General features: G+C 72.5%; 10 protein-coding genes. 2 read left to right on the top strand and 8 right to left on the bottom strand.

Features of this window, described 5'->3' with window-relative positions; all coding sequences use genetic code 11:
- Window positions 1-3: 3 nt before the first annotated feature.
- Window positions 4-1,845 carry a cation:proton antiporter domain-containing protein gene (locus HF576_RS14520; protein ID WP_168913506.1) on the top strand — a complete coding sequence of 614 codons (1,842 nt, stop codon included), beginning with the start codon at window positions 4-6 and terminating at the stop codon, window positions 1,843-1,845.
- 101 nt (window positions 1,846-1,946) lie between these two features.
- Window positions 1,947-2,477 carry a recombinase family protein gene (locus tag HF576_RS14515; protein WP_240948913.1) on the top strand — a complete coding sequence of 177 codons (531 nt, stop codon included), beginning with the start codon at window positions 1,947-1,949 and terminating at the stop codon, window positions 2,475-2,477.
- Window positions 2,478-2,625: 148 nt separating this feature from the next.
- Here HF576_RS14515 and HF576_RS14510 read toward each other — a convergent pair whose 3' ends face one another.
- Genes HF576_RS14510 through HF576_RS14475 form a run of 8 tightly spaced genes read right to left on the bottom strand, consistent with a single transcriptional unit; the run spans window position 2,626 to window position 13,301 of the window.
- The gene (locus HF576_RS14510; RefSeq protein ID WP_168913505.1) at window positions 2,626-3,366 is read right to left on the bottom strand and encodes a hypothetical protein; all 741 of its coding nucleotides are present in this window, start codon (window positions 3,364-3,366) and stop codon (window positions 2,626-2,628) included.
- Window positions 3,354-5,012, bottom strand: coding sequence for a protein kinase domain-containing protein (locus tag HF576_RS14505; RefSeq protein WP_168913504.1), 1,659 nt, complete (start codon window positions 5,010-5,012; stop codon window positions 3,354-3,356). Before HF576_RS14505 ends, HF576_RS14510 begins: the two co-directional genes overlap by 13 nt.
- Complete coding sequence (locus HF576_RS14500) at window positions 5,009-6,496, bottom strand: FHA domain-containing protein (protein ID WP_168913503.1); 1,488 nt, start codon at window positions 6,494-6,496, stop codon at window positions 5,009-5,011. The genes HF576_RS14505 and HF576_RS14500 overlap by 4 nt, the downstream gene beginning before the upstream one ends.
- Window positions 6,496-7,341 (bottom strand): PP2C family protein-serine/threonine phosphatase, encoded by an 846-nt coding sequence (locus tag HF576_RS14495; protein ID WP_168913502.1) that lies wholly within the window; start codon window positions 7,339-7,341, stop codon window positions 6,496-6,498. The genes HF576_RS14500 and HF576_RS14495 overlap by 1 nt, the downstream gene beginning before the upstream one ends.
- Window positions 7,341-8,633 (bottom strand): RDD family protein, encoded by a 1,293-nt coding sequence (locus tag HF576_RS14490; RefSeq protein WP_168913501.1) that lies wholly within the window; start codon window positions 8,631-8,633, stop codon window positions 7,341-7,343. Before HF576_RS14490 ends, HF576_RS14495 begins: the two co-directional genes overlap by 1 nt.
- Window positions 8,630-11,074: a transglutaminase-like domain-containing protein gene (locus HF576_RS14485; protein ID WP_168913500.1), complete on the bottom strand. Its 2,445-nt coding sequence runs from the start codon at window positions 11,072-11,074 to the stop codon at window positions 8,630-8,632. The genes HF576_RS14490 and HF576_RS14485 overlap by 4 nt, the downstream gene beginning before the upstream one ends.
- Window positions 11,071-12,330: a DUF58 domain-containing protein gene (locus HF576_RS14480; protein ID WP_168913499.1), complete on the bottom strand. Its 1,260-nt coding sequence runs from the start codon at window positions 12,328-12,330 to the stop codon at window positions 11,071-11,073. The genes HF576_RS14485 and HF576_RS14480 overlap by 4 nt, the downstream gene beginning before the upstream one ends.
- Window positions 12,330-13,301 carry an AAA family ATPase gene (locus tag HF576_RS14475; RefSeq protein ID WP_168913498.1) on the bottom strand — a complete coding sequence of 324 codons (972 nt, stop codon included), beginning with the start codon at window positions 13,299-13,301 and terminating at the stop codon, window positions 12,330-12,332. The genes HF576_RS14480 and HF576_RS14475 overlap by 1 nt, the downstream gene beginning before the upstream one ends.
- Between the last annotated feature and the right edge of the window lie 6 nt (window positions 13,302-13,307).

Raw genomic sequence — 13,307 nt, 5'->3', positions numbered from 1 at the left:
CTCGTGGAAGCGCTCGTCGTGATCATCGTCGCGGTCGTCGTGATCGCACTGGCGACGGCGATCGCCCCGAAGCTCGGCATCGCCGGTCCGCTCGTGCTGCTGCTGATCGGCGCCGCCGTGAGCCTGCTGCCGTTCGTCGAGGTGCCCGAGATCGACCCGGAGTGGATCCTCGTCGGAGTGCTGCCGCCGCTGCTGTACTCGGCGGCCGTCGCGCTGCCCGCGATCGAGTTCCGCCGTGACTTCGGCCCGATCGCGGGCCTGTCGTTCCTGCTCGTGATTCTCAGCTCGGTCGCGCTCGCAGGGTTCTTCCTCCTCGTGATCCCCGGCATCCATCCTGCGATCGCCGTCGCGCTGGGCGCGATCCTCAGCCCCACCGACGCGGTGGCCACGTCGATCGTGAAGCGGCTCGGGGTCTCGCGCCGCGTCGTGACGATGCTCGAGGGCGAGAGCCTGCTCAACGACGCGACCGCCCTGGTGCTGCTGCGCACCATGATCGCGGCCGCCGCCGTCGGCACCGCGGGACTGGCCGCGGATGAAGACCTCGGTCTCGGCTTCCTGCCCGCGTTCGGGCGGGGCGTGCTGGTGGCGGTGGTGATCGGCGCGATCGTCGGCTACCTCAACCTGCGCCTGCGGGCGCTGATCGGGCATTCCGCGGCGAACACGGCGGTGGGCTTCGTCGTGCCGTTCGTGGCGTACCTGCCGACGGAGGAGCTCGGCGGCTCGGGCCTGGTCGCGGCGGTCGTGGCGGGCATCGTGACGGGCCAGGGCGCCGCGCGCTGGTTCACGCCGGAGCAGCGGATGTCGGACGAGCACAACTGGCGCACCGTCGAGCTCGTGCTCGAGGGCGCCGTCTTCCTCGTGATGGGCCTCGAGCTCAACGCGATCGTGGCCGAGAACATCGAGGGGCACAACGGCCTCGGCACCGGCATCGGCATCGCCGCCGGGGCGCTCGCGCTGGTGCTCGCCGTCCGTGCCGCGTATGTGTCGGTGCTGGTGTGGCTGCAGAGCAGGCGCGCCCGCGGACGGCAGCGCGAGCGGCTCGAGGCGATCGGCGCGCGCATCGACGCGATGGCCGCGGGCGAGGATCCGCCGCCGATCCGCGGGGCGGGGGCGACGGCTGGGCCCACCGCCAGTCGCCACGCGCGCCGGCTGGCCCGCCGGCGGCAGCGCCTCGAGGAACGGGCGCGTCGCGCGCCGGACCCCGACGATCCCCGCGCGCAGCGGCGGCTCGCGTCGATGCGGCATCGCGTGGGCCGCGCGCTCGGCGACCTGAACTACTACCAGGCGTCGCCGCTCGGCTGGAAGCACGGCACCATCATCGTGTGGGCGGGCATGCGCGGCGTCGTGACGCTCGCCGCCGCGCAGACGCTGCCACGCGAAGACACCCCCGACCGCGCGCTGCTCGTGTTCATCGCCTTCGCGGTGGCGGCGGGCAGCCTGATGCTGCAGGGCTTCACGCTGCCCTGGCTGGTGCGCCTGCTGCACCTGCAGCGGACCGGCGACGACCACCTCGATCGCGCCGAGCAGTCGGCGCTGGACGACGAGCTGCGCGGCGCCGCGGTCGCCGCGCTGTCGGCGCCGTCGCTGAGACGTCGCGACGGATCGGAGTTCTCGAGCGAGCTGCTCGAGCGCGTCGGCACCCGGCTGACGGATCCTCCCGACGACGAGACCACCGCCTCCGCGCGGGATCTGCTCGAGCTGCGGCTGGCGATGATCGAGGCGATGCGCGAGCGCCTGAACGCGCTGACCTCGGGCGGGCAGTTCAGCACGCCGGCGCTGCGGCACGCCCTCGCCGAGCTCGACGCCGACCAGCTGAGCCTCGAGCTGCGTCTCGACGACGAATGACCCGCGCGGGCGTCCGTCCCGCCCGCGGCACACGGCGAGTGCGTTCTCGGGAGACAATGGACCCTCGGGGAGATCACGGCGCGGGCGAAGGGGCGGCTGACATGAGTGACGTCACTCAAGACGCAGAGACGACGATGACGGATGCCGGGCGCACGACGCCCGCCGGACCGATCGACATCGCGCGTGCCACGGCCGGCGGCGAGGCATCCGTCGACACCGCTCCTCTGCACGTGCCGCACCCGGCAGCCGAGTGCCCGAAGTGCTTCACCGAGATGCAGCAGGACCGCAACTGGTGGCGCGCCCGCCCCGCCGGCTCACGCCTGGTGGGCCTGGTCATCTCGCGCGACGACATGCCGTCCGTGGTCGAGCAGCGCAATGATCTGACGCGCTTCGGCGTGCCGATCGACGGCTTCCGCCACCCCGCTCCCGAGACGCTCGAGTCGTGGGAGGAGCGCCTCGTGCGCCTGTTCGGCACGCTGCGGCAGGGCGACGTGCTCGTGGTCGCGAACGTCCACGCCCTCGGCCGCGACATCGACGAGGAGACCCGCACCGTGGCCGAGCTGCACCGCCGCGGCGTCGTCGTGAAGGTCGTCAGCCACGGCGGCCGTCACCTCTACGACGCCGGCCGCTGACCCGGCGAAAACCGCGAGCGAAAACACCAGCCGGTGACGAGACACGCCGGGCTGCGGCATCCGTCATCGGGGTGTCGCCGTTACGGGCCCGTGTTTTCGCATGAAGGGGTGACGCGGGGAACGGCAGAAGGAGGCCGTCGGGCGGAGGTCAGGCCTCTTCTTCGGCGACGAGATCGTGCTCGAGGTCGAGCAGCGGCAGGTCGTCGCGGGTGACGAGGCGGGCGGCGAGCGCGTGCTCGACCAAGCGCACACGCCGGTTCGTGGCATAGGAGCGGACGCCGCCGCGCAGGCCCGGCACGCCGATGCGGTCGAGCTTGTCGCACACGTTGTCGAGCTTGCGGTTGAACCGCGTCAGGGTCCACCCCAGCCGTTCGGCGGCCTGCGACGACGTCGGCAGCTCGCTCATGCCCGTTCCCTCGCGCTTGAGGACCGGCTCGGCAAGCGCGAGGATCATCAGGCGCTGGCTGTGCGTCAGCGGCACGTCGCCGATCGTGCTCAGCCCGTCGTCGTCCTCGGCTTCGGGCTGGGTCTCACGGAAGGCGGGCTCGGCCGCGTGAATCGTGAGCTCGTACGTGGTGGGGCCGGCGCTGAAGATGACGGATGTCGAGGCGAACACGAGCGGCAGGCGCGCGCCGGGTGCCAGCCAGGCCTGCACGCGGCCACCCGAATCGGTCACCGTCGCCGTCAGGCGGCTGCCGACGTTCGACAGCAGCCACAGGCCTTCGACGTGCTGGATCGTGAGGAAGTTGCGGTGCAGGAAGAGGTTGTCGTCGATCGCGAGGTCGCCCTCGCGGCCCACCGAGAACACCGTTCCCGGCGCGACCGGGAACTCCTCGCCGGCGAACTCGACGGTCAGCTCGTCGGCCGCGCGCGACGTCACGGCGTGCACCCCCGCACGGTGTCGGACGACTGGCCCTGTGAGCGCACCAGCACGAGGTCGATGCACGTCTGCCCGCCTGGGTCTGCCGGCACGACGATCTCGGTCTCGGTGATCGGCTCGAGATCCGGTTCCGGATCGGCGAGCGTCACGACGCCGTAGAGGTAGCGGTCACCCTCCTGCGGGTCGGGGTTGGTCCACGTGAACCGCACACCGCCGTCGGCCGGTGCGCCGACGATGTCTTCGGGCTCGGGCACCACGGCCGAGATCGGGTCCTGCGGCTTGGAGGACTCCTGCGTCACCGGGGTCTGCTGCGGCGTGCCCGCCAGCATCCCCGGCAGCGACACCCCCACGATGACGGCGATCACGACGAAGACGGCCACGCCGATCCCGATCCACAGGCCCGTGCGGCGGCGGGGCGGCGGCCCGGCATCGACCTGCTCGGCGGGGGTCTCGGGAGCTTCGGCGATGAAACCAGAAGCGCGGATCACCGTCTGATCGACAGCATCCGTCGTCCCCATCACCCCGGGAGCGGTCGCATGGGCGGCCGGCGAATTGCGCAGCACCGTCTCGAACTCCGCCGGGTCGCCGGCGGGCGCGTAGCCGGTCGGCACCGTGCCGGCCTGCGGCGTCGTCGGCGCGAACGCGCTGGCACGGCCGCTCGGCGCGGTCGTGGCCGAGGGGCGCGTGAGTCCCGCGGCGGGCGTGGTCTCGGGGTTGATGCTGACGACACCGCGAACCCGGGTCAGCCCGTCGTCCTCGTCCTGCTCGACGTCCTCGGGGATGTGGTCGTCGAGGATGTCGATCGCCGTGACGGAATGCGACAGCTCGATCTGCACCGTCTGCAGTGCGCGGGCGAACGCGAGCGCGCTCTCGTAGCGGTCGGCGGAGGGCTTGGCCATCGCGCGCTCGAGCGCCCGCTGCAGCGAGGCCGGCACGTCGGCGCGGCCGAGCGCGGGCAGCGGCATCGTCTCGATGCGGTGGATGAGCTCGGCGGCGTTGTTGCGCTGACCGGCGACCTCGAACGGCGAGTGACCGGCGAGCAGCGTGTACACCGTGGCGCCCAGGGCGTAGACGTCGGAGCGCGGGTCGCTGCGCGGCACGTCGGCGAACGACTCCGGCGGCGACCACGGGATCGACAGTCCCGCCGACTCGGCCGCCGCGCTCGTGGTCGAGGCGATGCCGAAGTCGGTCAGGGCCGGCCGGTTGTACTCGGTGACGAGGATGTTCGCCGGCTTGATGTCGCGGTGCAGCACGCCCGCGCGGTGCGCGGTCTCGACGGCGGCGGCGACCTGCACGCCGACGCGCAGCGACTCGGCGATCGAGAACGGCTCGCGCCGATAGCGCACCTGCAGGTTCGGCTTGGGGCAGTACTCCATCACGAGGTACGGGCGCCCGTCGCGCGCGACCCCGGCCTGGTAGATCGTGACGATCGCCGGATGCGTCGAGAGCATCGCCATGACGTTGGCCTCGGCGGTGAACTCCTCGACCGAGCCGCTCGACATGCGATCGGTGAGCAGCACCTTCACGGCGACGCGGCGCTTGGGCAGCTGCTGCTCGTACAGGTAGACGTCGGCGAACCCGCCCGACCCGAGCAGGTCGACATAGGTGAAGCCCGGAAGGTCGGGCGGCGCCATGGGCGCGCGCTTCGCGCTCACGACACCGCCTCGATGGCGACAGTGATGCCGTCGCCGAGATCGAGAAAGTCACCCGGCACGACCACCGAGCCCTCTCCGGGGTGCAGACGCATCGGCTCGCTCCCGGCACGCAGGAGCGTCGTGCCGTTGGTGGTGCGCAGATCGGTCGCCACGATGCTCTCACCCTCGACGCGCAGCTCGACGTGACTGCGTGAGATGTCCTGCTGCGGGCTGTCCACCGCGACCAGGTGGGGCAGATCGGTTCCGCTGACACGTGTCGAGCGCGGGCGCCGGCCGATGACGACCGTTCGATCGAGCATGACGACCTGGCCCGTCGACAGCCGTACCTGCCCCGGAGCGGGCGGGCGCGGCGGGGCGAGCGCCGACGTGACCGGCGACACGGGCACCGCCGCGGACGGCGATTCACCGGCCGCCGCCTTCAGGGCGCGCGCCTGGGCGAGAGAGATGGTCTCGCCGTCGTGGTCGCCGGGGATCGGCGGTGCGGGCGGAACGGCGTCGCCGCCGCGCACGACGGTCGCCTCGACCGCATCGTCCTCCGGCTTCGCGGGCGCGGGCACTTCCGCCGCTGCTTGGGGCGTGCCGCCAGCACCGCGGTCGGTGCGCACGATCGTCGAATCGGCGGGGATCAGCGTCTCGGTGAGCGACAGCACCGCGCGCGAGTCGATCAGCCCAGGGGCTCCGGAGGGGGGAACGGCCCCGGCCGCAGCGACCGGCTGCTCGGCAGTCTCGGGTTTCGCGGCACCGCGCTTGGCGTCCGCGGCCTTCGGCGGCGCGATGGGCTCGGGCGCCGGCACTGCCAGCGGGTTGGACACGAGCGCCGAGCGGGGGCGAGCGGGCGCGGCCTCGGGCTCGGGGGCCGCGAGAGGGTCCGGCACCGGCTCGGCGGCGGCGAGCGGGTCGGGCACGGGCTCGGCGACGGCGAGCGGATCCGGCACAGGCTCGGGCTCGAGGACAGGGCCGGGCCCGGCGGCAGGATCGCCGGGCGGGACCGGAGCGACCCGCGCAGACGCCGACGCGGCCTTCGGCTCGGCCGCTGGCGAAGAGGCACTCGCGCCGGCGGCATCCCACGTCACGACCGACGCGAGGACGACCGCATCGTTCACCGGCAATTCCGCGGGGAGGGAGTCCTCCGGGGCGAAGACGACCCTCACCACACCCGAGACCAGCCGCTCGGTCCACGTGGTCACCCCGGCGCCCGACACTCGCTCGGAGGAGGTGGCTTCGACGTCGAAGGCGATGTCACCGCGCACCGCGATGCGCACCGCGTCGCCCTCGGCCAGCGCGACGCCGAACGGCGGGATGGCCGTCAGAGACGTGCCGTACGCACCGGTGAGCGCCTCGATCACGCCGCCCAGCCCTCGACCGTCGGCCACGAGCGTGCGGATCCGCGCCGCGAGGGTGTGCGGCGTCTCGGCTCCGAGCACGACGAACCCGTGCGGCGTGACGGCGACCGGGGTCGCCCCGGGGGCGTACAGCGTCGGCATCAGAATCCTCCTGAGGCGATCGCGCGGGGAAGCGTGTCGCCGTCGATGTCATCGAGGGGCGTGCCCGCGGGAACCGTATCACTCTCGCACGATCCGGTGCCTCGTGTGCGAACGGCGGTCGCGTCGACGACGACCGCGGTGATGTTGTCGCGTCCACCGCGCACCATCGCCTCGTGCACGAGACGCGTCGCCGCCGCCTGCGGATCCGCCTCAGCGATGAGGATTCCGTGGATCGCATCCTGTTCGAGCTCGCTCGACAGCCCGTCGGAGCAGACGAGGATGCGGTCGCCGGCCTCAGCGGGAATGAGCCAGTAGTCGGGCTCGCCGTCGCTGCCCGCGCCGATCGCGCGGGTGATGACGTTGCGTCGCGTGTCGCGCTGCGCGGCATCCGCCGCGAGCTGACCGCTGTCGACGAGCTCCTGCACCACCGAGTGGTCGACGCTCACCTGCTCGAACACGCCGGCACTCAGCCGGTACGTGCGCGAGTCGCCCAGGTTGACGGTGAGCCAATACCCCTCACCGTCGACGTCGGCGATGACCACACCGGCCAGAGTCGTGCCGGCGCCGGCGCCCCGCCCGGCGGGGAGCGCCCCGACCCGCCGGCGCGCTGCAGCGACGGTGGTGTGGACGTCGTCGATCGTCAGGCTCTGGCGGCCGGCCAGCCGCGCGAACTCGTCCACGACGGCTGCGCTGGCGATCTCACCCGCCTGGTGCCCGCCCATGCCGTCGGCCACGAGGAACATCGGCGTCTGGGCGATGTAGGAATCCTCGTTCACACGACGGCGCAGGCCGGCGTCGGTCGCGGCGCCGAAGACCACGGTGATAGGCGGGGACTGCGGTGACATCACGCGCCGCCGACGGCGGCCGTGCGGTCGCCGAACTCCAGGCGGTCGCCCGCGCGCAGGCTGGTCTGCAGACCCGGGACGAGCGGGATGCGGCCGCCGTCGCGGATCAGCACCGTGCCGTTGGTCGAGTGACGGTCGACGATCCACGCGCCGTTCGCGTCGCCGCCGATCTCGAAATGCGTCTTGGACAGCGACAGGGTCTCGTCGCGGACGGCGATCGCGACGGCACCGGGCTCCATCGCGGGGTTGCGGCCGTACAGCGTGCGTCCGTAGACGGCCATTCGCGTGCCGTCGTCCCACGTGAGGACGGTGAGAACCGGGGCGTCCTCGTACAGTGCCGCCCGCTGCGCCGGCGGCGGCACCGCCGTCAGCCGAGTGGCGTCGAGATCCTCGACGGCGATCGCGGTCGCCGCGACGAGCGGCTCGGTCGTCGTGGCCGCCGGGAACGGCATCGTCAGGCCGGGGAAGTCACCGGCGACGGCGTGGGTCGCCGCGGGCACGCCCGAGATCACGCCGGCCGGGGCCGCGGCCGTGCGGTGAACGATGACCGTCGCCTCTCCGAAGGGGTCGTCCTCGGCCGGCTGGTACGCGGGTGCCGGGATGCCGGCGGCACTCGCCGGGGCGTGGGCCGGGGCCGAGACTGCCGGGGCCGAGGCTGTCGGGGCCGAGGCGTACGCAGGTACCGAAGCGCCCGAGGCGTATGCGAAGGGCGGCGTGTGCACGGGCGCGGTCGGCGCGTGCGCGAAAGCGGACGGCGTGTGCGCATGCGGCTGCGCCAGGTACGGGTTCACCGCGAACTCGGCGAACGGCGGATGCACCGCTCCCGTCGCCCGTGCGTCGACGACCACCGTCCTGGCCGCCCTGTCGTGCCAGCCCTGGCGGCGGGGGCTCGAGTCGAACAGCGGACTGAAGTAGCCGACGACGATCGAGCCCGCGAGGCCCCATACGAGGTTGCGCAGGACGGCACGCCAGAACCCGATGGGCGCGCCTGTCGCCTCGTCCTGCAGACGCACGCCGAACGCGCGCTGGCCGATGGAGCCGCGCCCGCCCTGCATGGCCGAGTACACCAGCAGCCACGCCACGAGGCACGCGGCCACCACCGCGTACGAAGTGATGGCGACGACCGCGACGAGGCCGTAGTCGCGCCTCGCGCTGCTGCCCATCACGACGATGGCCAGGAGGACGAAGAGGACGAACGCGAGCCCATACGAGATCGCGAGATCGACCGCGAAGGCACCGGCTCGGCGTCCGAGAGACGCGGGTTGCGCGATGAGAGGCTGACGTGCGGTCATTCGTTCTCCTGCGGTGCTGGAACGGAGCGCTCGGGTGCGCTCTCGGGTGCGCCGTCCGCCGTGGCGCGCTTCGTCGCGCGCTCGGGACGGACTCGCGCAGGGTTCGGCGCTCGATCGGGCAGCGCGAACCGCGTGCCGGCGAGGAGGGAGCGGATGCTGAGCCGCGCCTTCATCCGCTGCCACCACGTGCGGCTGCTGGCCATGCCCCCGACGATCTCGTCGACCTGGGCCCAGAACTCCTCGACATCGTCGGGGCTCGGCTCGGTGGGACCGAAGACCTCGAGGTCGGCCCGCGAGGCGAGGGTGCCGACTCTGGGCTCGGCGAACGCGGTGCTGAGGACGCCGGCCTCTTCCAGACGGGTGCCGCCCGGTCGCACCGGAGCACCGTGGTCGGACGCGCGGTCGACCAGCTCGTCCCAGCCGCCGCTGATGCGATCGGCGGGCCGCTCCGCCTCACGCCGCCGGCGACGGCGGGTGGCCTTGAGGACCCCGATCACCACGAACGGCGCGAGCAGCACGAAGAGGATGCCGAGCGTTCCCGCACCGATGCCCACGATCGTCCACAGCAGCGTCAGGTCGAGGGGATTCTCGTCCTCCGAGCCTCCGTCGTCGGTCACGGTCGGCGGCAGATCGACCGGCTCCTGCGGCGGAGGCGGCGGCTGCAGCACCTGCGGCTTCGGATCGGCCTTGGGCTTAGTGGTCTGGTCGTTCGGAACCTGGTCCTCGGGGGGCGTCGGGTCGAACGGCACCCAGCCTGCGCCGTCGAAGGCGATCTCGACCCACGCGTGCAGCGAGTTGCCGGTGGCCTCGAAGACGCCCTGCCCGGCCTGATCCTCGTCGGGATAGAAGCCCATCACGACACGGGCCGGGATGCCGACCTCGCGAGCCAGGAGCGCCATCGCGGTCGCGTACTGCTCGTCGTCGCCGACCATCTGCTCGGCGCCCAGGAGCGTCGAGATGCGCTCGGCACCGTGACCGGCCCGCGAGATCACCTCTCCGGCGAGACCGTGGCTGAAGAACCCGCCCTCCGAGAGCATGGTCTCGAGCGCGCGCGCCTGTTCGATCGGCGTCACGGCCTCGGCGACGGCCTTGGAGGCGACATCCGCCAGATCCTGCGGGACGCCCTCCTGCTTGGGCAGCGACACCGGCGCGAACGGGGTGTCGGCGAGGGCCTCGTCGCTCGGGATCTCGGGGATGACGCTCTCGATCGTGTACGCGTCGCCCTTCTGCAGGCTGGCGGTCACCACACCGGTCGCGGTCGACTCGTTGTAGTGAGCGGTGCGGCGCAGGTCGTCGGCGCGGTCGCCGTCGAACGTGACGCTCTGGACGGCGCCGGCATCCGGCATCCACACGCCCTCGAACGCGCCGATCTCGACGTGGACCGTCGCCGGCGTGCCCTCGGCGTCGGCCGACATGTTCGTGCGCACGGGAGAGAAGGCACTGGACGAGCCGGCGCCGTCGTCCGAGACGTTGTAGACGGTGCCGTTGTAGGCGTCCATCGTCGCCAGGCGCACGCGGGCGTCCTCGGGCAGTCCGCTGACGGTGAAGAGGGTCTCGTCGGGGAAGTCGCGCACGTACGCGCGGAACGACTGGAGCGGGCTCGGGAACTCGCGGATGTCGAAAGGCGGGATCACGACGTCGCGCAGCACGTAGCGCGGCGAGGAGGGCGCGGCGAACGCGCTGGTCGTGACGCCGACGACCCCCGCGATCGCGATGACCGCGACGCCCATGACGGCACGGCGCACCGCAGCGCCCCGGGCGCCGGAAGAGCCCTCTCCCACCGAGACGGCGGCCGCCTGCGGCTGCCATGCCTGGCGGATCGCGAGCCACACCACCGCGACGAGCCCGAAGACGACGCCCTGGATCACCGGCACCACGGGCTGCGAGGTGCCGAGCGCGATCTCCACCGCAAGGAATGCGGCAGCAGGGAGCAGCGCCCACGCCGCGGAGCGCGCGCGGAGCGCCAGCGACGTCGTCAGCACCGCGGCGACGAGCGCGAGCAGGAACGGGACGATGAGGTGGCCGTCGTCGGCCGCGACGGGTGCGACCGTCGTCAGCAGCTGCTTCCACGACGTGATCGTGCCCTCGGCGAGCAGACGCAGCGTCTCGAGCGTCGGTATGACCCCGGCGACCGTGGTGTGCGGCAGGGCAAGGGCGCCGCCGAAGAGGAAATACGCGACGACGGTGGCGCCTGACAGCAGCAGGATGCCCCAGCGCAGGACGGCACCCAGAGCGCCCAGGCTCATGCCGAGCAGCAGCCCGCCGACCGCCGCGACGAGGTAGCGGGGGCCGTCGAAGGTCGACCAGAAGCCGATGACCGGGATCGCGAGGAGGGCCAGCGTCGCGCCGAGGTCGAGCAGCCAGCGACGGGCCGGCAGCGCGACGGCGGGCGAGGTCGTGGCCGGCGCGGCGGTCGGTGCCTTAGTGGGTGCGGCGGTCATGCGAGCACCTTCCGCAGTGCACCGGCCAGCTGCTCGAGCGCGCCGATGGTCACGACGTCGGCCTCGCCGATGCGACGCAGCGTGGGCGAGGTCGCACCGGAGTCGGCGACGACGGCGAGCACCCGCGCGCCGAACGGCAGGCGGCTGCACGCGGTGCGCAGGTCGTTGGCGTCGACCGTGCTGCCGCACACCAGCACCACGACGCTGGCCAGCGCGAGCGTCGCCGCGACCGAGCCGGCGAGCTCGACGATGCTGCCGGCGCGCGGCCGTGAGTGGGCGAGGCCGGAGAGTGCGTCGAGGAACTGCTTGCCGGTGCCCGCGGGCAGCCCGCGCTCCTGGACGCGGACCTCGACGCGCTGCGAGTCGCGCAGCGCGCGCAGCCCGAGCGAGCCGGCGGCCGAGATCGCGAGCTCGAACTCATCGTCGCCGCGGTAGTCGGCGGGACTCGTCGAGAGCCCGATGACGAAGTGCGAGCGGCGCGTCTCTTCGTACTGGCGCACCATCAGGTCGCCGGTACGCGCGGTGGACTTCCAGTGCACGTGGCGCAGATCGTCGCCGGGCTGGTACTCGCGCAGCGCGTGGAACGACACGTCGTCGCGCGACAGGTCCGTCGCCGGAAGCCCCTCGAGATCGCGCAGGAAGCCCAGCGACTGCCCGTCGAACAGCACCGTCCGCGGGTGGACGAAGAGGTCCACGGGCTCGTCGCGACGGTGCACGCGCTCGAACAGGCCGAGCGGATCGCCCCGCACCACGCTCACCGGACCCACCTTCACCACGGCACGCCGGGTCGTCGGGATCGCGAACAGCTCCTCGGCGGTGTCGCCGGGAGCCAGTCGTCCGACCTCGAAGACGCCACGTCCGGACCCCACCGGCAGCAGCACGCGCGACGGCAGGATCGCGCGGCTTCCACTATTGGCGAGCGTGAGTGCGCCGACGGCCCGCTCGCCGACCACGACGCGTGTGCGGTTGAGGTCGAGGGACACCTCGTAAGCGGTGCGCCCGATGAGGAACAGCAGGCACAGCACGAGCACGGTCGTCACGACGACGGCCGCGACCGTCAGCTCCCACCAGCCGAGGATCTGGCCGAAGATCCACAGCACGACCGCCGCGGCGATCAGCACCCAGGCGACGGGGCGCACGACGGCGAACACGCCGCGCAGCCAGCGCAGCGCGATCGACGCGAGGTGCGCCGCCGCGCCGACGGCGACGCCGCGCTCCTGCGCGGCGCCCGCAGTCCCGAGTGCGTGCGAAGTCATCAGGCCGCGGACCTCGCCTGCGGTGCGGCCACTGCCTCGAGCACACGTGCGACCACGGTCTCGGCGCTCGTGCCGGCGAACTCGGCTTCGGGATCGAGCACGAGGCGGTGGGTCCACACCGGGCCGGCGAGGGTCTTGACGTCGTCGGGCAGCACGAAGTGGCGGCCCTGCGCCGCGGCGAAGACCTTGGCCATGCGGATCATCGAGAGCGAACCGCGCACCGAGACGCCCAGACGGGTCGCGGCATCCTCGCGCGTCGCCTGCGAGAGCTGAGCCGTGTAGCGCAGGACGGCGGGGTCGACGTGCACCGTGGCGGCGAGATCCGCCATGTCGGCGACCGCGCCCGTCGTGATGATCGCGGACAGATGGGCGGACGGGTTGCGGTCCGCGGCGCCCGCGAGGATGCGTTCGGCCACGGCGAGATCGGGATACCCGATCGACGTCTTGATGAGGAAGCGGTCGAGCTGCGCTTCGGGCAGCTTGTAGGTGCCCGCCTGCTCGATCGGGTTCTGCGTCGCGATCACCAGGAACGGCCGGCCGACCTCGTGCGGCACGCCGTCGACCGTGACCCGCGACTCCTCCATGACCTCGAGCAGCGCGGACTGTGTCTTCGGCGAGGCACGGTTGATCTCGTCGGCGAGCACGATCGAGGCGAACACGGGGCCACGGTGGAACTCGAACTTGTGCGAGGTCTGGTCGTAGATCGTGACGCCCGTCACGTCCGACGGCAGCAGGTCGGGAGTGAACTGGATGCGGCTGCTCGTGCCCTGCACGGTGGCGGCGAGCGCCTTCGCCAGGCTGGTCTTGCCGGTGCCCGGCGCGTCCTCGAGGAGCACATGGCCTTCGGCGAGCATCGCCGACAGCACGAGGGCGACGACCTCGCGCTTGCCCATGAGCGCGTGGTCGACGTTGTCGACCAGTCGCGTGAAGGTGCCCTGGAACCAGGCGGCCTGTTCGGGGGTCATCGTCATGCGGGT

The organism is Microbacterium salsuginis, assembly GCF_012524205.1.
GTDB classification, from domain to species: Bacteria; Actinomycetota; Actinomycetes; order Actinomycetales; family Microbacteriaceae; genus Microbacterium; species Microbacterium salsuginis.
The sequence above is the reverse complement of the archived record's forward strand: the minus strand, read 5'-3'. Positions and strand labels throughout refer to the sequence as shown.

What these genes read in the sequence shown, in the direction of transcription:
- HF576_RS14515 (WP_240948913.1), top strand. Translation starts at nt 1,947, where the DNA reads ATGAGTGACGTCACTCAAGACGCAGAGACGACGATGACGGATGCCGGG.
- HF576_RS14500 (WP_168913503.1), bottom strand. Translation starts at nt 6,496, where the DNA reads ATGCCGACGCTGTACGCCCCCGGGGCGACCCCGGTCGCCGTCACGCCG.
- HF576_RS14495 (WP_168913502.1), bottom strand. Translation starts at nt 7,341, where the DNA reads ATGTCACCGCAGTCCCCGCCTATCACCGTGGTCTTCGGCGCCGCGACC.
- HF576_RS14490 (WP_168913501.1), bottom strand. Translation starts at nt 8,633, where the DNA reads ATGACCGCACGTCAGCCTCTCATCGCGCAACCCGCGTCTCTCGGACGC.
- HF576_RS14485 (WP_168913500.1), bottom strand. Translation starts at nt 11,074, where the DNA reads ATGACCGCCGCACCCACTAAGGCACCGACCGCCGCGCCGGCCACGACC.
- HF576_RS14480 (WP_168913499.1), bottom strand. Translation starts at nt 12,330, where the DNA reads ATGACTTCGCACGCACTCGGGACTGCGGGCGCCGCGCAGGAGCGCGGC.
- HF576_RS14475 (WP_168913498.1), bottom strand. Translation starts at nt 13,301, where the DNA reads ATGACGATGACCCCCGAACAGGCCGCCTGGTTCCAGGGCACCTTCACG.